Origin of the sequence: Undibacterium sp. Rencai35W (assembly GCF_049340185.1) — a bacterium.
In the GTDB taxonomy this organism is placed as follows: Bacteria; Pseudomonadota; Gammaproteobacteria; order Burkholderiales; family Burkholderiaceae_D; genus Undibacterium.
Map to the genome: position 1 here is coordinate 348,444 of NZ_JBMPPC010000005.1, position 26,010 is coordinate 374,453.

Annotated in this window: 19 protein-coding genes; 7 read left to right on the forward strand and 12 right to left on the reverse strand. The window is 50.2% G+C overall.

The features are described 5' to 3' along the window. Positions 1–3 precede the first annotated feature (3 nt). From ACO0K3_RS13465 to ACO0K3_RS13475, 3 genes are all read right to left on the reverse strand, one after another. Positions 4–1,350 carry an alpha-amylase family glycosyl hydrolase gene (locus ACO0K3_RS13465; protein ID WP_422985372.1) on the reverse strand — a complete coding sequence of 449 codons (1,347 nt, stop codon included), beginning with the start codon at positions 1,348–1,350 and terminating at the stop codon, positions 4–6. A gap of 66 nt (positions 1,351–1,416) precedes the next feature. Further along, on the reverse strand, positions 1,417–3,324 hold the full coding sequence (locus ACO0K3_RS13470) for a glycoside hydrolase family 13 protein (RefSeq protein WP_422985374.1): 1,908 nt from the start codon (positions 3,322–3,324) through the stop codon (positions 1,417–1,419). Between the two features lie 63 nt (positions 3,325–3,387). Further along, positions 3,388–5,067 (reverse strand): alpha-amylase family glycosyl hydrolase, encoded by a 1,680-nt coding sequence (locus ACO0K3_RS13475; protein ID WP_422985376.1) that lies wholly within the window; start codon positions 5,065–5,067, stop codon positions 3,388–3,390. Positions 5,068–5,312: 245 nt separating this feature from the next. Between ACO0K3_RS13475 and ACO0K3_RS13480 the strand changes: the two genes are divergently transcribed. Beyond that, positions 5,313–8,186 carry an alpha-1,6-glucosidase domain-containing protein gene (locus ACO0K3_RS13480; protein WP_422985378.1) on the forward strand — a complete coding sequence of 958 codons (2,874 nt, stop codon included), beginning with the start codon at positions 5,313–5,315 and terminating at the stop codon, positions 8,184–8,186. A 116-nt stretch (positions 8,187–8,302) separates the two neighbouring features. Here ACO0K3_RS13480 and glk read toward each other — a convergent pair whose 3' ends face one another. Beyond that, positions 8,303–9,310 (reverse strand): glucokinase, encoded by a 1,008-nt coding sequence (gene glk / locus ACO0K3_RS13485; RefSeq protein ID WP_422985380.1) that lies wholly within the window; start codon positions 9,308–9,310, stop codon positions 8,303–8,305. 868 nt (positions 9,311–10,178) lie between these two features. Between glk and ACO0K3_RS13490 the strand changes: the two genes are divergently transcribed. Together ACO0K3_RS13490 and ACO0K3_RS13495 are read left to right on the forward strand one after the other, a co-directional pair. Beyond that, positions 10,179–12,098, forward strand: coding sequence for a glucokinase (locus tag ACO0K3_RS13490; RefSeq protein ID WP_422957515.1), 1,920 nt, complete (start codon positions 10,179–10,181; stop codon positions 12,096–12,098). A gap of 129 nt (positions 12,099–12,227) precedes the next feature. Further along, positions 12,228–14,402 carry a S9 family peptidase gene (locus tag ACO0K3_RS13495; RefSeq protein WP_422985382.1) on the forward strand — a complete coding sequence of 725 codons (2,175 nt, stop codon included), beginning with the start codon at positions 12,228–12,230 and terminating at the stop codon, positions 14,400–14,402. Positions 14,403–14,485: 83 nt separating this feature from the next. Here ACO0K3_RS13495 and ACO0K3_RS13500 read toward each other — a convergent pair whose 3' ends face one another. Continuing rightward, positions 14,486–15,193 (reverse strand): haloacid dehalogenase type II, encoded by a 708-nt coding sequence (locus tag ACO0K3_RS13500; RefSeq protein ID WP_422985384.1) that lies wholly within the window; start codon positions 15,191–15,193, stop codon positions 14,486–14,488. Between the two features lie 440 nt (positions 15,194–15,633). Here ACO0K3_RS13500 and ACO0K3_RS13505 point away from each other — a divergent pair, with 440 nt between their 5' ends. The 4 genes from ACO0K3_RS13505 to ACO0K3_RS13520 all read left to right on the forward strand — a co-directional run bounded on the left by ACO0K3_RS13505 (position 15,634) and on the right by ACO0K3_RS13520 (position 20,656). Continuing rightward, positions 15,634–16,791, forward strand: coding sequence for an ABC transporter substrate-binding protein (locus ACO0K3_RS13505; protein WP_422985386.1), 1,158 nt, complete (start codon positions 15,634–15,636; stop codon positions 16,789–16,791). 232 nt (positions 16,792–17,023) lie between these two features. After that, entirely contained in the window at positions 17,024–17,914 is an 891-nt protein-coding gene (locus ACO0K3_RS13510; protein ID WP_422985388.1) for a branched-chain amino acid ABC transporter permease, read from the forward strand. 14 nt (positions 17,915–17,928) lie between these two features. Further along, a complete protein-coding gene (locus tag ACO0K3_RS13515; protein ID WP_422985533.1) occupies positions 17,929–19,923 on the forward strand; it encodes an ABC transporter permease subunit in 1,995 nt (664 codons plus the stop codon). A gap of 1 nt (position 19,924) precedes the next feature. Next, complete coding sequence (locus tag ACO0K3_RS13520; protein ID WP_422985390.1) at positions 19,925–20,656, forward strand: ABC transporter ATP-binding protein; 732 nt, start codon at positions 19,925–19,927, stop codon at positions 20,654–20,656. 92 nt (positions 20,657–20,748) lie between these two features. Here the strand turns inward: ACO0K3_RS13520 and ACO0K3_RS13525 are convergent, their stop codons facing one another. From ACO0K3_RS13525 to mdcC, 7 genes are all read right to left on the reverse strand, one after another. Then, a complete protein-coding gene (locus ACO0K3_RS13525) occupies positions 20,749–21,366 on the reverse strand; it encodes a carboxymuconolactone decarboxylase family protein (RefSeq protein ID WP_422985392.1) in 618 nt (205 codons plus the stop codon). 96 nt (positions 21,367–21,462) lie between these two features. Further along, a complete protein-coding gene (locus ACO0K3_RS13530) occupies positions 21,463–22,377 on the reverse strand; it encodes an ACP S-malonyltransferase (RefSeq protein WP_422985394.1) in 915 nt (304 codons plus the stop codon). After that, the gene (mdcB, locus tag ACO0K3_RS13535) at positions 22,374–23,213 is read right to left on the reverse strand and encodes a triphosphoribosyl-dephospho-CoA synthase MdcB (RefSeq protein WP_422985396.1); all 840 of its coding nucleotides are present in this window, start codon (positions 23,211–23,213) and stop codon (positions 22,374–22,376) included. Before mdcB ends, ACO0K3_RS13530 begins: the two co-directional genes overlap by 4 nt. Positions 23,214–23,323: 110 nt before the next feature. Beyond that, positions 23,324–24,040: a malonate decarboxylase holo-[acyl-carrier-protein] synthase gene (gene mdcG, locus ACO0K3_RS13540; protein WP_422985398.1), complete on the reverse strand. Its 717-nt coding sequence runs from the start codon at positions 24,038–24,040 to the stop codon at positions 23,324–23,326. Continuing rightward, complete coding sequence (mdcE, locus tag ACO0K3_RS13545) at positions 24,024–24,740, reverse strand: biotin-independent malonate decarboxylase subunit gamma (RefSeq protein ID WP_422985400.1); 717 nt, start codon at positions 24,738–24,740, stop codon at positions 24,024–24,026. Before mdcE ends, mdcG begins: the two co-directional genes overlap by 17 nt. Beyond that, a complete protein-coding gene (locus ACO0K3_RS13550) occupies positions 24,740–25,654 on the reverse strand; it encodes a biotin-independent malonate decarboxylase subunit beta (protein ID WP_422985402.1) in 915 nt (304 codons plus the stop codon). The genes mdcE and ACO0K3_RS13550 overlap by 1 nt, the downstream gene beginning before the upstream one ends. Then, entirely contained in the window at positions 25,651–25,977 is a 327-nt protein-coding gene (mdcC, locus tag ACO0K3_RS13555; RefSeq protein WP_422985404.1) for a malonate decarboxylase acyl carrier protein, read from the reverse strand. Before mdcC ends, ACO0K3_RS13550 begins: the two co-directional genes overlap by 4 nt. Between the last annotated feature and the right edge of the window lie 33 nt (positions 25,978–26,010).

Here is a 26,010-nt window from a genome sequence, read left to right on the forward strand (position 1 = left end):
TTTTTATTTTGCAAATACTTTGTATTCCCAAGGTTTTAAAGTGAATTTTTGTGATCCTGTTGTAAGTAATTTTTCGCCTGACATGACATCAACCATACCCTTATCTTTGAGTGCGTGGCTGACTGTTGCTACCTGTTCTTTATTCGATAAATTAAAAATAGCCACAATTTTATTACGCTCTTTTTGACGGGTAAATGCAAACACATTGTCGTCATTGCCCGTGTTGATTTTGACTAGCTGACCACCGGCAAGTCCGTTCCACAACGCTTTGTTCGTTTTCTTCAACTGAAATAATTTGGTGTATAGCTGCTTGAACGGATGATCTTTCCATTGAATAGGGTCGCGCTCAAAGAAGTCCAGACGTTTGGTGTTGCCGGCTTCTTGTCCGCTATACAGCAGTGGCATTCCCTTGAGTACATTTGACAGCACCAAGAAGGATTCTGTCGCGTCGCCAAGTCGTTCAAATTCTGTTCCCTCCCAGCTATTCAGATCATGGTTCGTAATGTGCAACATGCGATAAGAATTTGGATGGTAGTTCTTTTCTTCGCCATTCAGGTAGGCATCTATATCTTTCGCAGATTTTTTACCCTGAGCGACATCATTGAATAAGTCCTTGAATTGCCAGCCATAGGTCATGTCGAAGGCTTTTTCCTGTAATTGGAATTCGGTTGCTTCCGCCAGCATGAAGACGGGTTTGGTCTTGTCGAGTGCGACTCTCGCTTCATTCCAAAAGTCGACCGGTACCATTGCGGCGACATCGCAGCGGAAGCCGTCAAGCTGATATTCTGTAAGCCAGAAACGCATTGCCTCGATCATTTCGCTGCGTAGTTGTTTGTTTTCATAGTTCAGTGCAATTACGTCCATCCAGTCAGGAACCGGTGGCGTGAAATGGCCATCCTTATCTTTTTTATAGAAATCAGGATGTTCTTTGGCCCATGGATGATCCCAGGCCGTATGGTTAGGAACCCAGTCGATGATCACGTACATGCCTGCTGCATGAATGGCATTTACCAGGTGTTTAAAATCAGCAGGTGTACCAAATTCCGGATTGACACCACGATAGTCTTTTACCGCGTAATAACTGCCTAAAGTGCCTTTGCGATTTATCTCGCCGATAGGATTGATCGGCATCAGCCAGATCACACTAACTCCCATCTTCTTTAATTCTGGCAGATATTCCTCAAATTTTTGAAAGCTACCTTCTTTTGAATGCTGGCGAATATTCGCTTCATAAATCGTGGCGTTCTTTGTCCATGCCAGATGTTTCACTGAAGATTGCACTTGTGCGTAAGCGGTAAGTGGTACGAGAGTGCTGGCACTCAATGCAAGTAAGGTAAGTAGTTTTTTCATGTCGTCCTCAAAGAGATCAGTCGTTAAAAAATAGGTATGTTCAGTCAGCTATAAATCGGTTATTTGTCAGAGTTCGTTGATGTCGATAATGGTCGCTGAGAGTGGCGACAAATGCAGGGATTTTTTCAAATCGACCTCCTGTCCTGTCAATACGTTGCGGCCCTTTGCCGTGGGGCTTAACATTTCAGAAAAGCGTGAGGTAGTGAGATTAGTCTCAATCGTATTTTTGTTTAATATCACCATCACTTTTTGAGTGCCGGTGTACCGAAAATAAACATAGCAACCGTTTTCCGGGAGGTAATGCAATAACTTTCCCTGCTGAATAGCGGCAGAGGTTTTTCGCCAGTTCAGTAATTGGCGCATAAAATCCTGTGCTTCTTTTTGCATCTTACTTAATCCCTTACCTGTAAATGCACTAACCTTGTCACCGGTCCAACCGCCCGGGAAATCGCTGCGCACCTTGCCGTCATCACGTTTTTTCGGACTTTGCATCAACACTTCTGTGCCATAAAAAAATTGCGGAATACCCCGCATCGTGGCGAGATACGTCAATGCCATTTTGTAGTGCGGCAGGCTATTATTTAATGCTGAAAAAAGCCGGCTTGTATCGTGGTTGCCCTCAAAAATAACCAGGTTGCTGGCATCCGGATAGATAAAGTCATTGGCAATTGCCAGATACATTTTCAATAAACCCTCTGATGCTGATTCCTCACCCATCAAGCCCGCACGCAGACTGTCATGTAAGGGGAAATCCATCATGCCGGGCATACTAGAAACATAGCCGTCCTGATTAATTTTTCCTCGCTGCCAGTAAGCGACGATGGCGGGGTTATTGCTCCACTCTTCGCCGACGAGATTCAGATGCGGATATTCATTGATCACACTACGCGACCACTCAGCGAGAAAGTTTTTGTCTGAGTAAGAATAGGTGTCAGTGCGAATGCCGGACAGATCGGCGTATTCAATCCACCAGATGGTGTTTTGTATCAGGTAAGTCGCTAGTAGGGAATTGCGCTGATTCAGGTCAGGCATCGTGGTTGTGAACCAGCCGCTGGCGAATTTTTCTTTATCGCCTTGTGCTGCATGCGGGTCTTGCACTGTGCTACGCGCATGCGAGGTTTCTGTATATTTGTTTGGGAAATTTAACCAGTCGGGCGTAGGCATGTCCCTCATCCACCAGTGCCCGGATCCTATGTGGTTCAGCACGATGTCCTGAATAAATCCCAGGCCTTTGCTTTTCGCTTTACTGACCAGCTGGCGATAGTCCTCGTTACTTCCCAGTCTGGCGTCAACCTGATACAGGTCGGTTGCTGAGTAGCCGTGATAGGAATAAGCAGCTTGATTATTTTGTGTCAGTGGAGTCGGCCAGATCGTGGTGAATCCCATCTGAGCGATGTAATCCAGATGATCGCTAACGCCTTGTAAATCACCGCCATGCCTGCCGCCGGGTTTGGCGCGATTGCTGCTTTCTATGAGTTGCGCAACCGAGTCATTCTCCGGATTGCCATTTGCGAACCGGTCTGGCACTAGCAAATATATCGCATCAGACGGACTGAAGCCTTTGCGTTGTGCAGAATGCGCGCGGCGCGCATTGAGCTGATAGCCGGTGTTTAGAACCTTGATTCCCTGGCGACTAAAGTTGATGTCCAGCTTACCCGGTAAGGCTTGCTGAGTAACGTCGAGCTGGATAAATAGATAGTTAGGATTGCTGACTCGCTGGACGGATGTGATGGTGACTCCGGGATACTGAATATCAGGAGTCAGTTCTCCAATGCGGCGGCCGTGCACCATTAACTGTAGCTGCGGATTATTCATTCCCACCCACCATGATGCCGGTTCCAGGTGCGCGATCTGGTAATCCGCTGGCGCGGCTGCTGTAGTTGTTACCCGGGCAGCGAGCGTTTGAGCACGTACTGTATTAGTGAGCTGTCCGCTCAGGCTAATCAACGCAAGCAGGGAGTAAAGTAGCTTCATTGGTTTTAATTTATTTGGATTCACTAATTCAAGTCGCACACTTACTTTAGAGGCCAGCAATCGCTATGGCGTCACGTTGATTACCTGCACAGATTGCGCTGCCATAGTGATTTGGGCATTTCCCGATCCATCGGCAAGTATTGTCGTTCCGCTTTGCGGATAGAGGCTTGCCAGACTTGCATTAGCAGATAAATTGCTCAGATTTGCCTGCGCTGATGCGCTGCCGTAATTAATCAATACCAGCGTTTTTTCACTACCAGACTGACGCTGAAACCCCATGAGACTGCCGGAGACAAATACATTGCTGTAATTGCCCTGACTGACGGATAAGCGGCTATTGCGCAAGCTGAGCATGGCTTTATAAAAGCTGTAGATAGAGTTTGGATCTGCGATTTGTACGGCGACATTTTGTGTTGCCACATTCGCAGATAAGGCGCGGAATGGTGTACCCGTACTGAAGCCGGCATTGCTTGCATTATTAGTCCAGCTCATCGGTGTACGTAACTTGGGATCGCCACTCAGTGTAGCGGCTCCCGCCATGCCGATTTCTTCCCCATAGTAAATAAAAGGCGTACCCGGTTGCAGTAAATAAGTAGCGGCGGCAAGTTTATATTTGGCCGTATCTCCACCGACCTGATCCCATAAGCGATCCCCGGCAAATGAGTCATGGTTCGAGACCATGGTCGAGACCTCGGTTGTCATCGTCTTGAAGTAATTCGCGACGGCATTGATCGCATCCGTTTTACCTTTCGCTGCGTTCACGACGTCGTAATTGTGGCCAAAACCAAAGGCGCTGCCGCAGACATTACCAGCAGAAAATCCTGCTACGTCTTCAGGTGCTTCGCACACCATGAAACGACGTTGATACGCATTGATGGCTTGATGAACGCTGCCCATGATGGGGTAGTTTTGTGGCTGGTCGTACCAGTCATTCGGACCATTTTCGACCAGATGGCCTACGGCATCAAAACGAAAGCCGTCAACCCCGCGGTTCATCCAGAAGCGCAGATTGTCCTGATGGTAGCTAAGCACGTTGGGATTGAGCATGTTGAAGTCGGGCATCTGTGACCAGAAGCCCGCAAAATAGGCGCCGTTTGAGGTGCTATACCAGGGATTCGTACCAAAAATACTCCAGCCAGTCGGAGTCGTATCTTTCCAGACATACCAGGAGCGATAGTCATTTGAGGGCGATGCGGATGAGTTGATGAATAGCGGGTTCTGCGCTGCGCTATGGTTCATTACATAATCGAGAATAATCCCGATACCGCGTGCATGCGCTTGTTTGACCAGTTCATCAAAATCGGCAAGATTGCCGTACCCGGTTTCAATATTCCGGTAGTCGCTGACGGCATAGCCATGATCCGCATCCTGACTGCGTGTGACTGGCATCAGCCAGATGCCTTTAATACCTAAGTCGCGTAAGTAGTCGAGACTTTGTATAACACCCCGCAAGTCTCCGATGCCATCGCCGTCGCTGTCTTTGTAGCCGCGTACGTAGATTTCTATGAATGCACCTTTGCTCCACCCATCGGGCAAGCTGCTGGCGACGTTGCCGGTAGAAACGCCGCTGATATCGACGGGCGGCAAGCTCGGTGGCGTCGGTGTAGTTGGCGTACTGGGGAGTGAGACTGTAGCGCCAGATCCTGACCCGCCACCGCAGGCGCTGATCGCTAGTGCAAACACGAGACAGGTGATTGAAATCAAAGGCCGCCCATTACACGCAGAATGAACTGTGTTATGCATACTGTCTCCATATATGTAGATTAACTACATACTATTTATAGGTATATTTTAGGTTTTCCTAAATTTTTACCTAATTCTAAGCTTTAAAAGTCCGCTTGGCTAACATTATTTGTAGTTATGCTACAATAAAATCGACAGTAAAAATGTTGCTCTACTACGAAGGCAGGAGATTGGCCTGAGGATATGCGCGCTTGTTTAAATCGCTAATGAGTTGAATGAAAAATTGAGATGGGGGCAACAGGTATATGCAGCAAATCGGTGTGGATAGCTTAGGTAACAAGTCGGAGAATCAGCTAGAGAATCAGGGGATGATTGCCAGCGTTATTTCGGGTATTTCCTCCGTTACGGTCAATAAGATGTGGCGTTCGCTGATTGTTGTGGCTCTTGTCATCAGCATTTTGCAAAGTAATCAGGCCGCTGCTGCGGATCGCTTTCCACAGATCAATGCCGGTGTTGAGGCATGCAACGAGCCGCAATTTCAAACGGTATTGCACACTGCAAAAATACCGGCGGAAGCGCGGGCAGTCTGGCTTGATGCCAGATTGATTCAGTGGCCGTCGAAGACCGGTACCGGACAATTCAAACTTTATTATTCCGCTACCGCTCAGGTCGTTGCACAAATGGGTGAGCGAGTTCGCGATGCTGACGGCGTTCTGAATCTCAGCGTTTTTGGTACTGCTGCACCAGCGCCGGTGGCGACGCGTTTTAGTTATCTCGCTGAGGGTGTGATGCTTCAGCTCGCAGAGCCGGATGTCATACGTGTTCCTGAACTGCTCCGTCGGCAACTGGTGCTCGTGCAAGAAAGTGCAGACGGCGTCGTATTAGCATCTACCCATTTACAAGTTGCAGGTGTGATTGATGATGTGTTTGATGCGGCGACAATGGCCTCTGATCTCGGTGTGACCGTCGCTGCAAGGGCGACTAAATTCCGTCTGTGGGCGCCGACGGCGCAACAGGTCTATGTATGCAGTTTTGATACGGGGAGTGGCAAGGCTGTCGCGGTAGAGCCGATGTTGCGCGATCCGGCAAGCGGTATATGGTCCTTGATCAAACTGCATAATTTATCCGGGAAATATTACCAATACCTACTTGATGTGGTGGTGAATGGCGCGGGCGTTATTCGCAACCGGGTGACTGATCCTTACTCCGTCAGCTTAACCACCGACTCCAAACGCAGCTATATTGCCAGCCTTGATGATGTGCGGCTGAAGCCAGATGGTTGGGATGCAGTCACCACACCTGCGCCATTGAAGTCGCAAACCGACATGGTAGTGTACGAGTTGCATGTCAGAGATTTTTCTATTAATGATCCCACGGTCAGTGCGCCTCATCGCGGTAAATATGCCGCATTCACTGAGGTGAATTCAAATGGCATGCGACATCTGCAAGCGCTCGCCACATCAGGTTTAACGGACATTCACTTGCTGCCTATTTTTGATTTTGCCACGGTACCGGAAAAAGATTGTCTGACACCCGTCATTCATGGGACGACCAGTGATACCACGCAGCAGGCCGTTATCGTGGCGAACGCCGCAAAAGACTGTTTTAACTGGGGCTATGATCCCTATCATTACAATGCACCTGAAGGGAGTTACGCCACGGATTCTGCGAACGGTGCGACCAGAATCACAGAGCTTCGTCAGATGGTGATGGCGCTACATCGCGCGGGATTGCGTGTCGGTATGGATGTCGTCTATAACCACACCGCAGCAGCGGGTCAGAAAGAGAAATCCGTTCTCGATAGAATCGTCCCTGGCTATTATCAGCGTCTGAATGCGAGTGGTGCAGTCGAGCAGTCGACCTGCTGCGATAACACGGCGACCGAAAATAAAATGATGGCAAAGCTGATGGTCGATTCTGTTTTGCTATGGGCAAAACACTACAAAATCGATTCGTTCCGCTTTGACCTGATGGCGCATCAGCCGCGTCAGCTCATGGAGCAACTGAAGGCAAAGCTGACATCCGTTGTCGGCCATGACGTGCAACTCATCGGTGAGGGTTGGAATTTTGGTGAGGTGGAGAATGGTGCACGTTTTGTGCAGGCGTCGCAGCTCTCGCTGAACGGATCTGGTATAGGGACATTCAGCGACAGAGCCAGAGATGCAGTGCGAGGTGGTGGCGCGGCAGAGTCGGGTGATAACCTAGTGAAAAAACAGGGCTATATCAACGGTCTTTTTTATGCGCCTAATGAGCTTGCCAGTCAGCCATCAAATCGTGCCGACGTTCAGCAATTGATGGACGTTGCCGATATGGTGCGCGTTGGTCTGGCAGGCTCACTCCGTGATTATCTTTTGATGACAAGGCGTGATGTGCAGTTGCCGCTGGCGCAGCTGGATTACAGCGGTCAGCCCGCCGGATATGTCAGTGAACCGTCCGAGGTAGTCAATTATGTAGAGAATCATGATAACCAGACCTTGTTCGATGCGAATGCCTACAAGCTACCCACCACGACCAGTCATGAAGACCGGACGCGTGTGCAGATGCTGGGTGCAGCTATCAATGCATTCAGTCAAGGCGTTGCGTATTTTCATGCGGGTATTGATACCTTGCGCTCCAAGTCGATGGATAAAAATAGTTTTGATTCGGGTGATTGGTTTAACCGGATTGACTGGTCATATCAGGATAATTATTTTGGAACCGGTTTGCCGCCATCTGCTGATAACGCCGCCGAATACGCCGTCCTTATACCCTTGCTGAGTAACGCGGCAATCAAGCCGTGCCCCGGTGATATTGCGATGGCACGCGATATGTTTCGTGATCTGTTAAAAATCCGGGCAAGCTCTTCTTTGTTTCGCCTGAAAACGAGCGCAGATATTCGCCAGCGCCTACACTTTTACAACACCGGTTCGCAGCAAAATCCTGTGGTGCTGGTTGCGCATCTTGATGGGCGCTCCTACCCGGATGCGGGTTTTAAGAGCCTGATGTATTTCATCAACGTGGCACCGGCCAGTCAATCAATCAATATCGCCGCAGAAGCTGCAAAAAATTATGTGCTGCATCCTGTACATGGTCAGCCGGGCGCGGCAGATCAGCGGCCTGCGCAGCTCGCAAGCTATGATGCGGTGACAGGTTTGTTCACTGTTCCTGCGAGAAGTGCCGTGGTATTTGTGGAGCGTTAGTCCAACAGGTCGCTGGACTGCCGGAACTCGTTTCTGTTTAATGAGTTCCGGCGAGCTTGGTCAATTCTGCGAGTAAGGATGTGAGCGTATAAGCAGTAAGTGATCGCAGGCCGGCCTTACTCTACTTGTTGCTCAATCGCCATTGCTGCGCCTGTTAATGCTGCTAATGTGTCGGTAATCAAGGCCGTGGGAATGTGCTTCAGGTAGCCATCGAAGCGACCTTTTGCTTCAAACCGCTCGCGAAATCTAGATTGGAAGAAGTAATCGCCAAGGCGCGGTACGATGCCGCCGCCGATATACACGCCTCCGCGCGCACCCAGAATCAGGGCAACGCTGCCTGCGAAGCTACCGAGCAAGGCGCAAAATATATCCAGAGTTTTAGCGCAGACAGGATCGCTATTTGCCAGACCTTGTTCAACGATCGCTTCAGTCGAGAGTTCAGTGACGCTGACTTGCATGACTGTGGCAACAGCTTTATGCAGCACTGGTAAACCGATCCCGGACAGCAAACGCTCCGCTGAAACATGCGGGTATAAAGTGCGGACATGATTCAGCAGTGCACTCTCAAATTCGTCGCCAGCAGCTAGTGTTGCGTGACCGCCTTCTCCTGGCAACGCGATCCAGCCTTTTTTGGTTTCAATCACGCCGGCGACACCGAGGCCGGTTCCCGGACCTATCACCGCCAGAGTGCCGGTTTGCACCGGCAGCGGGCCATTGGATTTTAGCTGTGTCGCACTGAGTCGCGGCAGGGACAGGGCGAGTGCTTCAAAATCATTTAAGACGATGAACGTATCCAGTTGCAATGCCGATTGCACCGCTGCTCTTGAGAAGCTCCAATGACTATTCGTGAATACAACCTGGTCGCTGGCAACGGCAGTTGCTACCGCAAAAGCTGCGCAGCGTGGTGCCTGATAGTCCTCTTTGAGTTGTGCGGCAAGCTCGGCAAGATAAGCATTGGTTGCGGCAACCGGATCGGTAAAGCCAATAACCGGCAGCGTACGGACAAATTCGATACGCGCATCTTTACTGGCGATCCAGCCAAAGCGCGCATTACTGCCGCCGATATCAGCAACCAGCCACGGAAAAGTAGTGGGGGATAGTTTGTTCATGGAAACGGATGCCATCACTTCGTTACTCCTTGCGCTCGGATGTACTTGCGCAGCGGTGGTCGCTAGCAGGGTGCTTCTGGGGATGTGAGTGACAAAAAAATGTTCGCATGATGATTGTCAGAAAATTAAATGGTAATTCGTGAGTGTAATGTAGCAAAACTACAGTTTCGATGCAACCGATAAACAAGGAAAGACTGAAAAACACCGTCGCTGAGACGAATTTCTCTCGTCAAGCTTGAATTTTCGCGCTTGCCATGAGGCACTGACCATCACTCATGGATAACTTCTAACAAGCCTCGCATTGAAACATCAGTGCTACAGGGTTGACACAAAACATCTAAGCAAAGAGACATAAGGACATAGAGGCACTGAAACACAGAAAAATGGCAGGAGTAAGACGTCCCATCGAATATCGATTAAAGAGTTTTTAGATATTCCTCAAGTGAATCCGCAGGCTGGATGCGCCTGTTGACGTGAAAAGCCTTTGAAAGCCGCATCCAGCCTGCGCGTTCAATCTAACTGATGGCGATTAGATTGTCGTTTTGCGTCAGCCTTGTCTAAATAAGCCAGTCGGAATGGCTCAGGTTCTGGCGGAATTGGCTGATGTCACGATGATTTATGCTCTATGATGGATGTGTTGTAGTGAAGTTACATTTCTTGTTTTGAGTAAACTTTGTATTCAATGCCAAGGCGGCTGTTACATTGCTTGTTGGCATTTTTTAACAAAAAAGCACCTGTGCCGGTGAACAACTATCGTTCGCTGAGCCGCAGGACTACAATAGCGCGGCGAGATTTGATCCTGTGTGCGGGCTGACCGAAATGGATGGGTTGGCAAGTATCCCGGGATGACCTGATCAATATTTACAATAAGAAATGAACATACATGCTCCCTTTTGACAGTCCACGCTTAATTGCCGATATCGGCGGTACCTACGCCCGCTTTGCATTGGAAGTGGCGAAAGGTGATTTCCAGCATATTGACTCTTTGCGCTGCGCGGAGTTTCCTGATTTCGCTGCCGCAGTCTCCGCCTATCTGGCATCTGTTCCCTCTCAGCACGTTGAGCATGCTGCCGTCGCTATTGCGAACCCGGTTGATGGCGATCTGGTGAGTATGACCAATTATCACTGGCAATTTTCGATTGAAGAAATGCGCCAGAAACTTGGTCTTGATACCTTGCTGATCGTCAACGACTTCACTGCGCTGGCGATGGCATTGCCAAGGCTGGGTCCTAACGACATCCGGCAGATCGGTACTGGCGACGCCAGTAAACAAAGCGTGATCGGCTTGCTGGGACCTGGCAGCGGCCTGGGCGTTTCTGGCCTGATTCCTGCCGGGGATGGTTGGATTTCTCTCGGTTCCGAAGGTGGGCATACCAGTTTTTCTCCCAGAGATGAGCGCGAAATTGCCGTCCTGCGCTATGTATGGAAGCACTTTGAACATGTCTCGTTCGAGCGTCTGGTATCTGGCCCCGGACTTGAGCTGATTTACCGTGCCCTGGCTGAACTGGCAGGCGTTGCGCCGCTGGCGTTGACTGCTCCCGATATTACGCAGCGGGCGCTGGACGAGACGGATGCAGTTTGTGTCGATACGCTGGATGTCTTTTGCGCCTTGCTGGGTACTGCTGCGGCCAATCTGGCGGTTACGCTGGGTGCCTTGGGTGGCATCTATATCGGCGGCGGTATTGTGCCGCGCTTAGGTACGTATTTTGATGCGTCCCGCTTCCGTTCACGCTTTGAGGACAAGGGTCGCTTTAGTCGCTATGTGGCAGCGATTCCGACCTTTGTCATTACCGCGGAACATGCAACCTTTACCGGCGCCTCAGCGATCCTGGATGCGCAATTGCGGACTTTGAGTGCCGATCCGGGCTCAGCAATTCTTGGCCAGATTCGTCGCGCCCGGTCCGAGTTGTCACCGGCAGAGTTACGCGTCGCTGAGCATGTACTCGCGCATGCACGCTCGGTATTGAATGATCCGATCGCAGAGATCGCCAGAGCAGCCGAAGTAAGTCAGCCAACGGTAATCCGGTTCTGCCGTTCTCTGGGTTGCGAAGGCTTATCTGATTTTAAATTGCGCCTTGCTTCAGGACTCACTGGTACGGTACCAGTCACGCATATTCAGGTAACCAATGACGACTCTGCCCTGGAGCTTGGTGCAAAGGTATTGGGCAATACCGCTTCAGCGATATTACAGGTGCGTAGCCAGCTCAATCGTGAAATGATTGACCGGGCAATTGATCTGATCGTGCATGCGGATCGCGTTGAGTTCTATGCAATCGGTCATTACGGCGTGGTTGCGCAGGATGCACAATTCAAATTTTTACGCCTTGGTATTCCTAGTGTTGCGCATACGGATTCACGTTTGCAATTGTTGGCCGCCAGTGTATTAAAGCCAAAAGATGTGGTGGTCATTATAAGTAGCAGCGGCCGCCTGCCCGAGTTGCTGGAGGTCGCAGAAAAAGCGCGTGAGCGCGGAGCGACGGTCATCGCGATTGCAGCGAGCCAGTCACCGCTGGTACGTAAGGCAGATGCCGCACTGATTGTCGATCATGTCGAAGATGTCTCTACGCATTTGCCGATGGTCAGCCGTATCCTGCATCTACTCGTCATTGATATGCTCGCCGTCGGCGTTGCCATGCGACGTAATCCAGACGGTGGTAGCTTGCTGGGAGGCGAGGCGGATGAGCGCCTGGATGAAGCGAGCTCTTCCTCAAAAAGAGCCGACTCACATAAAGGTGCCCGCAATGAGGCCCCCGGCGTCAGTATTGCGTCTCCGCTGGCGCGTCTGACATCTCACAGCAGATAAGTTTACCGTCAAACTTGTTGTCATCATCAGCCATGAAATCGGCCTAGCCAGTAGTGCAATTTATATAGACGAATTAGTCCAGATACCTTGTACGGCCAGCTAGGCTGACTTAACTATCGAGGTTCTATTATGCGCAGTCGTACCATCGGCGTTTCGTTACTGACCTTCTCGGTTTCCTTACTATGTTGTCCCGCAGTGTTTGCTGCCTCAGCAGTCATGCCGTCATCATCGGCAACATCGGCATTACAAGCGTCCAAGGCACCACCGGTGGCCGCACAACAGCCATATCAGGTCGAGTCACCCAACGGCACGCGGAACGATCCGTATTACTGGCTGCGCGATGATGCCCGCAAATTACCTGCCATGTTGGATTACCTGAATGCAGAGAACGCTTATTTCAAAGCGCAGTCTTCGGCTTATCAGGGACTGACTGATCGGCTATACAAAGAGATTGTTGGACGCATCAAACAGGATGACAGCACTGTCCCGTTTAAAAAAGGTCAGTATCTGTATTACACGCGTTTTGCCAAAGGGGCGGAGTATCCGGTATTTGGCCGCAAACCTGTCGCAGGCGGTTCCGAGCAGATTATGCTGGACGGGAATCGTGAAGCGAAAAATAAAGCGTATTTTGACGTCGGACAAAGAGCTGTCAGTCCGAACGAACAATTGCTTGCCTACCTCGAGGATGACAGCGGTCGCCGTCAGTACAAGTTGAAATTCCGCGATCTTAAAACGGGCAAAAATTTTACCGATGAGATCGCCGGTTTATCCCCGCAAGTGGTGTGGGCGGCTGATAACAAGACCGTGTTTTACATAGAGAACGATCCGGTGACGCTGTTATCCACCCGTGTCAAAAAACATGTGCTGGGTACCGATGCCAAAGAGGACACGATCGTCTACACCGAGCAGGATCATAGCTATTACATGAGCATCGCGACTACCGGCGATGATCGCTATCTCGTCATCGAATTGCGTAGTACAGAGACGAGTGAGGCGCATATTCTCAGCGTCGATCATCCTGAGACTATGCCGGCGGTGTTTGCCCCAAGAACTACCGGGGTTAAATATAGTATTGATCATATCAATGGACGCTGGATTGTATTGACCGACTGGCAGGCACCGAATTTTCGCCTGATGTCAGTGGCAGACGCCATGGTAGGTGACCGGAACCAGTGGAAAGAACTGGTTCCACATAACAAATCTGTGTTCATTCAGAATTTTGCGCTGTTTAAAAATTTTATCGCAATCAATGAACGTTCTGATGGCTTGTTACGTTTAAAGGTCATGTCCTGGAATGCGCCTGAGAAGGCCACGTTTATTCAATCCGACGAACCTGCTTATGCGGCATCGTTTGGGATTAATGCTGAGCAGGACACTGATGAGCTGCGCTATAGCTATAGTTCGCTGACGACACCGCCGAGTGTGTATTCGGTCAATATGCAAACCGGTGTAAGAAAGCTGATGAAGGAACAGCCGGTATTAGGTGGTTTTAAACGCCAGAACTATACAACTGAACGGGTGTGGGCTAACTCGCAGGATGGCACCAAAATTCCGGTATCACTGGTGTATCGTAAAGGCTTTAAGCGTGACGGACATGCACCGCTATATCAGTATGCCTATGGCTCCTATGGAATGTCGACGGATCCTGTTTTTCGTCCGGCAGTGATCTCGCTTCTGGATCGAGGGTTTGTATTTGCAATTGCACACATCCGTGGTGGCCAGGAGATGGGGCGTGACTGGTATGAGAACGGCAAATTATTAAAAAAGAAAAATACCTTCACCGATTTTATTGATGTGACCGATTACCTGGTCGCGCAGCGTTACGCCGCTAAAGACAAAGTCGTTGCAATGGGCGGCAGTGCAGGTGGTTTGCTAATGGGCGCGGTCGCCAATATGGCAGGCGATAAATATGCCGGCATAGTCGCCCATGTTCCTTTCGTTGATGTCGTCACCACCATGCTAGACGAGAGTATTCCGCTGACGACCAACGAATTTGATGAATGGGGCAATCCAAAACAAAAAGCGTCGTACGACTACATGCTCTCGTATTCGCCTTACGATAACGTCCAGAAAAAAGATTATCCCGCCATGCTGGTCACCACAGGCTTGTACGATTCTCAGGTTCAGTATTATGAGCCAAGCAAATGGGTTGCCAAGTTGCGTGCGACCAAAACAGGTCAGCAGCCTTTGCTCTACAAAGTCAATATGGAAGCAGGGCACGGCGGTAAATCCGGTCGTTTCGTCCGTCAATTACAGACGGCGGAAGAATACGGTTTTATCCTGCATCAGTTAGGGATGAAGTAGTTATCGCAATATGGCAAGCCGGATATTTCCTGCATGAAGAGATGATGTGCTTCTCATGCAGGAACATCTTGCCCCCAAATAGCTTAAGCACTCAGCAGATCGGCGAGATGAGCGAGGTCTCTGGCGTGATAAGTATTAGCCGGATTGGCTGAAATATCCTTATCGACGGCTGGTCCATATTCTGCAGGACGCTCGATGTAGGCCGTTTGTAGTCCACAGGCTCTGGCTGCTGCCAGGTCACTTTGATGTGCGGCTACCAGCATGACCTGATCCGGTCGCACGTCTAACAAGCTTGCAACGCCCAGATAGGTTGCCGGGTCGGGCTTGTAGCGCCGGAAGATTTCCGCAGACAAAATGCAGTCCCAGGGCAAGCCCGCATGTTTTGCCATATTTGTGAGCAAACTCATATTCCCGTTAGACAGAGTGCAAATCGTAAAACGCGATTTGAGTCTGACTAAGCCTGCGACACTATCCGGCCATGCATCGAGCCGGTGCCATACCTGATTGAGGTGGTCTCGTTGATGATTGCTCATTTGTGTTAAGCCAAATTGCGGTAACAAGTCCTCCAGGATCTGCCGGTGCAGCACGTCGATTGTGGTCCAGCCGGTTTGACCCGACATCACACGCTGCATCGCCGGGACATAGGCTTCTCTCCATACCAGCGCAAAGCGATTACCGTCGATTGTCGGTGCGATCTGTTCAATTTCTCTTCTGACGCTGGTATACCAGTCGACAACCGTACCAAAGACGTCAAAAGCGAGTACTCTGAGTTGATCTGGTTCTGGATTCATCTTGGCTCCTGGCAGTGATGCCTGATCATACTATCTTGCATGCAACAATCAATTTCTCCGGTGCAAAGCTGGCGTTGTTTTTGCGAGAAAATTATTAATCAATACTGCTTACCCTACCTCTCGAAAAGCACCGTATTTTTACGCAGAATTGGTGCGCTGCAAAATAGAATTTAGCAGGGAAATCGAGGTAAATATGCTTTTTTCAGTAGTACTGCGTAGGCACTCACGTAAGCATGCAAATATTTCATGTGAATATGAATTTCTTTTCACTTGGGAATAAAATTCACTATGCCAGAATCTTTGTGCTTAGTTTGTGTTGGGTAAGTGTGGATGCTGCGGCAGTGAACGACTTCTCTGGAAAATGCCGATGTTCCATACGCTTCAAAACAGAAATTTTGTAGTAAATCAGATGGTTCAAAATAATATAAATGGAGGACGACATGTCATATAAATTACAGGCAATGATTGCAGCTGCGTTGGCGACTTTGGCATTATCAGCAGTAGCCGCAGATCCGATTAAAATCGGTGTTACCGGCCCATTCACCGGCGGTTCTGCACCGATGGGTGTGTCTATGCGTGACGGCGTTAAACTCGCTGTTACCGAAATCAATGCAGCAGGTGGTGTACTCGGTCGTCCGTTCCAGTTAGTTGAGCGTGATGATGAAGCGAAAAATGAACGCGGCGTTCAGGTTGCACAAGAGCTCATCAACAAAGAAAAAGTTGTCTCCACCGTTGGTTTCATCAACACCGGTGTTGCGCTCGCATCCCAGCGTTTTTATCAGGAAGCCAAAATCCCGGTCATGAACAATGTTGCCACCGGCAGCGTGGTGACCAAGCAGTTTGCTGATCAGCCTGAAAACTATATTTTCCGTAATGCCGCACACGACACAATCCAGTCAGCAATGATCGTCGAAGAGGCAGTGGGCAAGCGCAAGCTGAGTAAGGTAGCGATTCTGGCGGACTCCACCAACTACGGCCAACTCGGTCGTGAGGACTTGGAAAAAGCACTGGATAAAAAAGGCTTGAAACCCGTTGCTGTTGAAAAATTCAATATCAAAGACGTGGATATGACAGCGCAATTGCTGAAGGCAAAGCAGTCTGGCGCACAAGCGATTCTGACTTATGGGATCGGCCCTGAGCTGGCGCAGATCGCGAACGGTATGGAAAAGCTGAACTGGAAAGTGCCGATGATCGGCAGCTGGACACTGTCTATGGGTAACTTCATCGACAACGCTGGCAAGAATGGCGAAGGGGCATCAATGCCGCAAACCTTCATCCAGATTCCCAACACGCCAAAACGTAAAGCCTTCATTGACGCTTATCTGAAAGCCTACAACCCACCTGGTGGCCGTATTCCGTCACCTGTATCGGCAGCGCAGGGCTATGATTCTATCTACTTGTTAGCCGCAGCAATCAAGCAGGCCGGTTCAACAGAGGGGCCAAAAGTCCGCGAAGCTCTGGAAGGTTTACAGGCAAAAGTAGAAGGTGTCGTCACGACTTATGACAAGCCTTTCACTAAAGTAGATCACGAAGCGATCAAAGCCGGTATGCCAGTCATGGGTGCCGTCAAAGAAGGTCACGTCGCTCTGGCGCAATAAGCTCTTCAATCAATTCAAGTAACACAGCTGCTTAAGTAGTGATTTTTGATTCCTTGATTTATTAATGATTAAATTAAGAAATAATTCAAAAATCAATACAAGTACTCGTTGTAGGTAGCGCTGGCATCTCATGTATCAGATTGCACAATCAGAATTTGTGCGATCTCTGCGATTTATCTGGATAGTGAGATGCCAGTCATTCCTGTGTTCTACACTTGCTCTCAAGGTCATCATGGATATTGTTCTCCAATTAGTGTTCAGCGGCATCGCGCTGGGCATGATTTACGCCGTCATTGCGTTCGGCTATCAACTTACTTTTGCGACCTCCGGTACTCTGAATTTCGGACAAGGCGAAGCACTGATGTTAGGCGCATTGGTTGGTCTCAGCCTGGTCGGTAATATTCATGGCGGACCCTACATGAGTTACTGGCTCATGATTCCGATTGTGATTGTTTTCGGTGCTTTACAAGGTGCGGTCGTTGAATGGATTGGCGTCCGTCCGGCGATCAAAATTAAATCTGAATTCGGCTGGATTATGTCCACCATTGCACTCGCCATCATCTTTAAAAATGTCGCTGAAAATATCTGGGGCAAAGACGATCTGACTTTTCCAACACCGCTGTCCGCGACGCCGTTCCAGGTGCTGGGTGCGAACGTGCAGCCGATGCAGATCGTTGTTGTACTGGGTGCGCTGGCGATGATGCTGGCAGTTGAGCTATTCAACCGGAAGTCGATTTACGGCAAGGCCGTCGTTGCCACCTCCAACGATCGCGACGCCGCCGGATTGATGGGAATTAATACGAGTATGGTCATTACCTTTTCTTATGCGCTGTCATCGGCAACCGCTGCCTTCGCAGGCGTTCTGGTAGCACCGCTGACACTCACGGGCGCCACTATGGGTACCGCCTTGGGTCTCAAGGCGTTTGCGGTAGCGATTATCGGTGGACTGACATCCGGTATGGGCGCGATTGTCGGTGGCTTGATACTTGGCGTTGCTGAAACCCTGACTGGATTTTATATTTCAACAGGTTACAAAGAAGTTCCGGGGCTCTTATTGCTGCTGCTGGTACTGGCGATAAAACCTGCTGGCCTGTTCGGCAAAACAGCGATTAAGAAAGTTTAAAAATGAGTGTGATGATGAATAAAAAAACTTTCATTACGGCGATCATCGGCCTGATCGCCTTAGCCGCTTTCCCTGTCATCGTACACAACCCTTATTACATCCACTTAGCCGAGACGATACTGATCTACGCGATTCTGTTGTTTGGGCTGGATATTGTGGTGGGTTATACGGGACAGGTATCTCTCGGGCATGCCGGATTATTTGGTATCGGATCTTATACAACAGGCGTGCTGTATTTTAAATTTGGCTTGCCGTTCCTGATTGCGATGCCTGCCAGTATTGGCGTGACAGCGATATTCGGCGCGCTGTTGGCACTACCGGCATTGCGTGTGACAGGGCCTTATCTCGCGATGGTCACCTTAGCGTTCGGTACGATTATTCAGATCCTCATTAATGAGATGACTTTTCTGACAGAAGGACCGATGGGATTGAAAGTTGCCAAGCCGATGTTCTTCGGCGTCAAACTCGGTGAAGTAGGTTTTTTCTATCTGGTTGCCGTCATGATGGTACTGTCACTGATCGTCGTTCACAGGATTTTAAAATCGCATCTGGGACGAGCATTTCAGGCATTGCGTGATAGTCCGATTGCCTCGGATTGTATGGGTGTCTCGGTCTATCGCTATAAAGTATATGCCTTCGTCATCAGCGCAGCGCTGGCTGGATTGGCGGGTAGTTTGTATTCCTATTCAGAAGAATATATTTCGCCCAATACCTATAACTTCGAGCTGACCATCATGTTCCTGCTCGCTATTATCATGGGTGGTCGCAAGACCCGTAGCGGTGCTCTGTTAGGAGCGCTGATTGTCGTCATGTTGCCTAGTTTGCTGGCCGATATTGAGTTGTTCCGCAAGATCGCGACGGCGGCAGCGGTCATAGGTGTTGTCGCCGGAGCTCTCATGTTACTGAAAAAACGCAAGACGATCAGAGACATTATCGTGCCTCTGGTAGCGACAGTCGGCATGGCGATGTTCTCCTATCGTCTGGAAAATATCACTGACTGGCGCCTGACGATTTTTGGTTTAATGACCCTGTTCGTGGTGTACTACCTGCAAGATGGCATTGTTGGTTTTATGCGTGGACTGGTCGGATCCCGGATAGAGCATACGGTGCATGCCAATGCTATTGCCGATGAATCCAAAGCTTGGAGCATGGCAGATCCAAGCACGCCAATCACCGGCAGTTTGCTGCGTGCCCAACATGTACTGATGCAATTTGGCGGACTCAAGGCATTGAACCAGGTCGATCTGACGATTGCCAAATGCACGGTGCATGGACTGATCGGGCCGAATGGTTCGGGCAAGAGCACCATGATGAACGTACTGACAGGTATTTATCAACCTACCGGCGGCAGTGTCGAGTTCAATGGCAAAACGATCTCCGGGTTAACCCCATCCGAAATCGCTTTGGGCGGTGTTGCCCGTACTTTTCAGAACGTACAGTTATTTGGCGAGATGAGTGCAACAGAAAATATTCTGGTTGGTCTGCATCACACCTTTAAAAGTAACGTACTCGATGTCATGCTGCATACCCCTCGTTATAAGCGTGAGGAGCATGAGGCCAGAGTGCGTGCCGCGGCTATTTTGCAATTCATGGGACTGGCTGCACTGACCGAAGAAGAAGCACGCAATTTGCCTTATGGTAAACAGCGTATGTTGGAAATTGGCCGCGCTCTTGGACTTAATCCCAAGCTCTTATTGCTCGATGAACCCGCCGCAGGTTTAACCGCGCCGGACATAAAGGAGCTGATCGCCATCATTCGCAAGATCCGCCAGCATGGCATTACGATTATCCTGATTGAGCATCATATGGATGTGGTCATGTCGATTTGCGATACCGTGACGGTACTCGACTTCGGTCAAAAAATCGCAGAGGGCAAACCAGCAGAAGTACAGGCCGATCCTAAAGTAATTGAAGCCTATCTCGGCGGCTCGGTTGGCGACGATAGCGCAGGATCTGCATCCGATGCAATATCAACAACGCCAGTCATGGCAGATCAGGCAAGGGGCTGACATGTTATCTATTTCAAACCTGCATGCAGCGTATGGCAAAGTCGAAGTCCTGCACGGTATTTCTCTCGACGTACCAAAAGGCAAAGTGGTGACCTTAATAGGATCCAATGGCGCAGGTAAAACCACGACTATGCGCGCCATCTCTGGCATGTTAAAACCGAAAATGGGAAGCGTAAAACTGGCGGGTAAAGATGTCACTGGTCTGGAGTCGCACAAGATAGCTCGTGCCGGCCTGGCGCATTCCCCAGAAGGTCGCCGGGTATTTTCCACCATGAGCGTGACGGATAATTTGTTGCTGGGAGCGTTTCCTCGATTTACACGGTCTCGTCCAAAGGGTGATGTGGCAGCGGATCTTGAAAAAGCCCTGGAGCTATTCCCCCGATTGAAAGAAAGACAGGATCAGCTGGCCGGTACCTTATCTGGCGGTGAACAGCAGATGCTGGCGATGGCGCGCGCAGTTATGCTGAATCCTGAAGTGATCTTGCTGGACGAACCATCTATGGGGCTGGCACCGATTCTGGTGGAAGAAGTTTTTCGCATTATCTTGCGCCTGAAAGAGCAGGGCGTCACCATGCTGCTGGTGGAGCAATTCGCGGCGGCTGCGTTGAACGTGGCCGACTATGGTTACGTTTTGGAAAACGGTCGCATTTCTGTTCATGGCCCTGCGGATAAGCTCAAAAACGATCCTGCAGTAAAAGCGGCCTATCTGGGCGGCGACCATGCGCATGAATGACGTTTGCTGATTCACCATTGATTGATGAAAAAAATCCCTCCTGACGTACAGGAGGGATTTTTTTATGGTCTATCAGTTATTGGCGACAGGCTTTACTCAGGAAAGCGCGTGAGTTTCTTACTGTCTTTAGGGATTTGATATTGCGCCATATTCATCTGCATTGCCAGCAGAGCGTAATACGCATTGATACCTGTCAGATCCACCACACCTTTTTTACCAAATCGTTTATCTGCGCGTTGGAATGTGCGGTCTGAGACGCGTTTATTTTTATGTAGCTCGATCGAAAAATCATAGACGATTTCCTCATCTTCACTCATGCCGGTCGGACGAATGCCATCTGCAATCGCATCGGCGACCGATGCTTTGATCCCCGCTTTGAGTGCGATGGGATAATGTACATACCATTCAAAATCCTGCGTCCATTCGCGAGCGGTAATGAGAATGGCCAGTTCGCTTAAGGTATTGCCGATCGCCGAGTTATAACGCAGATAGTCGCCCATCGCTCTGGCTTGTGTCATGACTTGCGGGCTATGCATTAATGGCTCGAAGGGACCGAATACCGATACTTTACGGGTCGCCAGAAATTCTTCCGCTGCTTTCTTTTGTTCCGCCGTGTATTGGTCTGGCGGAATCGTCGGTAATCTGTCGCTGGCATAACTTACGGTCGCAATCAGACTGGCGGTTAGCCCGGATAATAATGCTGTTTTCATGCTGTCTCCCTAGAGTTATTTAGTTAATTTGTGGCTTAGTGGCTTAGTGGCTTAGCGGCTTAATAGATTGATAGATGGAACTACTGATGAAATTCGTTATTCGATATGTCGGGACAACCATTGGATGATGCCGTCAACGCTACGGAATTCGGACACGGAGCGGCAGACAATCTGCGGATGTCTGGCTTGCAGCATTCTGGATAAGGCTGCACCCGGCCCTAGTTCCAACGCAACGCTGATGCCATTTTCTGCAAATGCATCCATGCAGTCATGCCAGTGTATCGTCTCAAGCAATTGATGGCTGAGCTGGGTCACTGCCGCGTGCTTGCCGTAAATCTGGCTACCATCCTTGCCCGAGATGACCGGACAGGTTCCAATATTGAAATCACACACCTGAAGCTTCTCATGAAACGGCTGACAGGCATTGCGTAAACACGAGGTATGCGAGGCGATATGTACCGGAAGTTGCTGCACTTTTGCGCCTTGCGCTACTAGTTCGGTTTCTAATTTTGTGAACTGATCGGCTATGCCGCCAAGGATAAGCGCATCATCTGCATTGATAATGGCAATCTCAAAGCCACGATCTTGAATTAAGTTCCTGACCTGACGCAGCTGAACGCCATTGACTGCAACCATGATTTGCGCATGCTGTGGATTGCGACAAGCATCCATCAGTTGCGCACGCTGTCTTGCCAGACCGACGATTTGCCGTGCATCCAGCATGCCCGCAATGCCATACGCGCTTAGCTCACCGATGCTGTAGCCCGCAACCAGATTTGGTGCCGGTATGCGATCTTTCAGGAGATTCCAGATCGCCATCTGGCTAGTGACGATGAGTGGCTGAGCGTATTGATTAGCAAAAATACGTTCTGGTTTTTCAGCGATTGCATCTAGTTCTGGCGCGCACAGATCACGCAAGACCTCAGCGCTATTAGTACTACTCAACAGGTCAAACATCCCGGCATGCTGATTACCCTGACCCGAACATAGCACCAGTAAGCGAGGCGTCATACAAGTTCACCATCGCAAATATCATGTACGAAACAAGTCGCCGCAAGCAGATCCGCGGCACCGCCCGGCGATAAACGTTTTGCACTAAACAATTGATGGCAAGCCAGAGCCTTGTGGTACCAGTCAGGACGTGCAGTGCCTCCCGCATCGATGAAACTCTGAGCCTGCTCTTTGACGATCACTGCGCCTTCAGCGCCGCCTCGATGATAGACATTGGTATCACTGATGTGGGCCATCAAGGCAAAGAAAGTATCAATGCGGGCTTCGTACATAGTGCGTCCTGCATTGAGCGTATTACACAGCGCAGGCAGGGCAATATCGAATACCGAAGGCAATCCCGATGCAATTTCTTCCCGTGCTCCGCTCGCGCCATGGCGTTGCGCGACACGGATGCCATTCGATGTATTCTCGGATTCAGGGCTGGAATTTTGCCCATGTAAACGCAGCTCAGTTCCCCATTGCTCAAGAAGAGTTTGCCGGATCGCATCGGGTGTAGGAGTGATATTCTGCGCGCTTAAACACCCGGTCGTTGCACACAACATGCCTAGGCTAAAAATCGCACCACGGTGAGTGTTGATACCCTTTGTCGCCAGCATCATTCTTTGTTCTGCGGCGATGCCTAATTTCTTTAACTGACTAAATGATGCCTGTTCATAGCCAGCCTGAGTGATCGATTTAAAGTAGTGGCGTAAGGCAAACAGGCTACGCATGAAGCTTGTTGCATTCATATCGGTATGACTGCCATTATCAATCAGCGAGACCAGTCCTGGTTTTGGGTAGAGAGACAGTTCTGTATATAAACACCGGACTGCAATTTTTGCGATCTTTGCGTCCATGGCGACGGCTGCTTGACGCTGACGACAGTCGTTTTCTCTCTCTTCATTTATATGGGGAAAAATGACGCTGCGGCGCCCAACTGAAGCAGGCATCCCTGGCTGTAATTGCCTCATGCTGCAAACTCCCCGGTCGTAGTTTGATTCTGAGCGAGGGACGCAATCAGCGACGCTGTAGATGCCAGATATACCGTATGCATGGTCTTGACCAGCACTCGTGCCTGGTTTGAGATGGCGAGTTGCCACTCTCGCCAGGATACTGCCTGTTGTTGAGGAAAGAGGATCTCGCCATCGAGTGGCAGCAGCTTGCTAAAAGACGTTAACAAGGACAAGCCTTGCTCTAACTCACTCAGATTTTTTGGTGAAAATAGAAGATCAATATCCGAACGCGCAGTGACATATGATAGTCCGGTAAGACGTTGCAACGCAGTCGAGCCAAAGACACGCATGTCCAGTGCCGGTGACGATGATGTCTTTAATGTGACGGGTAAGCTTGATAAGCTTGAAAAATGAGTGAGAGCTTGTTGCCATTCCCGTGGTGCAGTTTCGATGATATTGCGTAAAGATAATGCAGGGCTTGATCGCGCAATCAGTGTTTTTTCTACGCGCAGAGCGATTCTTTGCTTATTGCCGTCGTGGTTGTTTGGCGGTAAGGCCAGTCCAAGGCAGACGACCTCATCTCCGGCATCAGCATCATGCCGCCGTACAATCAGCGGCCAGTCACGTAGTCGCCATGTTTCGATCGCATGACGATGCTCGGGTGTCGCTGAGTTCCCTGCCTGTTGCCATCCATGGTCGGATAGCCAGACCAGATCATGGCGTGAGTACATGCTGATCCGCGAGGATGGCATCAATGACAGTCTGTGCTAATTGACGGCCCCCGCGCTGCTTGCCTGTTGCACTGCGCAGGTCGGTATTCTGTACATGCAACAGCGCTTGCTCAAGCTGCGTCGATAAATCACCGTCCCAAATTCCTTGCACGCCACCCATGCGGAGATAATTTTCAGGTCCCGGTGCAAACACGGGATTGCTGATGGCGAGTTCGGTCAGTCTCTCTTCCGACACTTTGGTAATCCTCGCCATCGCTGGCAGCCCCATTACGCGGATGGTCGCATCTGGCAATGCATAGCAGGCATCTGCCATCAAGCCGCTGGTAATAAAGCCGCCAGACAATGCCTGGTCATACACCAGACTGATGACGCGGTGCCCTTTTCTGCGCGCGAGTTCTACACATTTTCCGAGGTGCGCCATGTAGCTGTTAATACCCAGCATTTCGTCACGATGACGTAGTCGCTGGCCTTGCGTATCAACCAGCAAGAGTATCGGTCGCAGAGGATGTTGACGCAGGGTGTCGAGCACAAATGCTGCTTGCGCTAAGGCGATTTCGACGCCTATTGGCGCGTGATTTGTCGTGCCGACGACGGCAACTGTTTCTTGACGGGTTTGTCCGGTGCCGGATAAAAAACTTTCTTTCTCACTGATAGTATGTCCGAGCGGGAAAAGGGCATTTGCCAGTGTTTGCCATTGCATTATGCGGCTCCCAGTCGGTGATGTTGCGCCTTGCTGATGAAATCACTGATCTCCAGCATCGGCATGTTGGCTGGATCATGCATGCCGAGTGCACGCCAGATGTCAAGCGGATCGCGCAATGTGCCGAAGGCATTAATCCGTTGCGCCAATAATTCCTGCTCACTCTCCAGTGCTCCTAGTGAAAGCGCAATTTGATCGCTGTGATCAGAACCGCTAGTCTGGAATACCTGAACGGCCTCAATTGCCGCAGCACGAAATGCCTCGACAGAGTCGGTCACGATTGCCTGACAATCACCAATTATATAGCGGTGCTTTCCGCCGGTTGTACGCCACACCAGTGCGCGATCACGCGAGTCGAATTCTTCCACACCATTTGCTGTCTCAATGACTTCCGGGCCAGACATGGCGAGGCGTGCTTCTTCTGACATCACGATCCAGTTTGCACAACGCGCAACGATGCCCATACCGCCAAAGCAGCCATTCGATCCACCGATTAAGACGATCACAGGAATACCCGCAGCGCGGGTATCAAGCACGGCGCGCATGACTTCAGATACTGCAATCAATCCTGCATTGGCCTCATGTAAACGTACGCCACCTGTTTCCAGCAACAAGACGACGGCACACGGTTTTTCAATCACTGCCCGGCGTAACATGCCCACCAGTTTTGCACCATGGACTTCGCCCACGGCTCCCCCCATGAAGCCACCTTCTTGCGCTGCGATAAAAACAGTCTCGCCATGCAAGAGCGCCTTGCCAACTACTACGCCGTCGTCGAAGGCGACTGGCGCGTTCAGTTGTCCCAGATGAGGGCTGATCACCCTGGCCGATGGAGGTAAAAATTCATCGAGGCTGTTCGGATCAAAGAGCTGTTGAATTCGCTCGCGGGCATTGCATTCGAGATAGCTGCTCATGCTTGTGCTCCCTGTGGCTGGCCCAATAGTGTTTCTACCGCCTGATCCAAGCGCAGGCTGACGACTGCGGGTGTCGCTCCCATGTCGTTGATCGTAATCCTGACATCGGCAAGCAACCAGCGCGCATTGAAATCCGTCATCACCGCAGCCCAGATCGCGCCAAAGCCAGTCGCCGCCGTATTGATCTCTATCACGCAGGCTTGCTGCTGCGGACAGGCTTCAATTAACACTTCCAGATTCCCTGAGCTGACTACGCCAACCAGTTCTGCTTGTTGCGGAACATGGCGATGGCCATGCTCGAATCGATAAGATAAATGTTCCATTATCGCTTTCATTACTTTCTAATTTTACGGGTG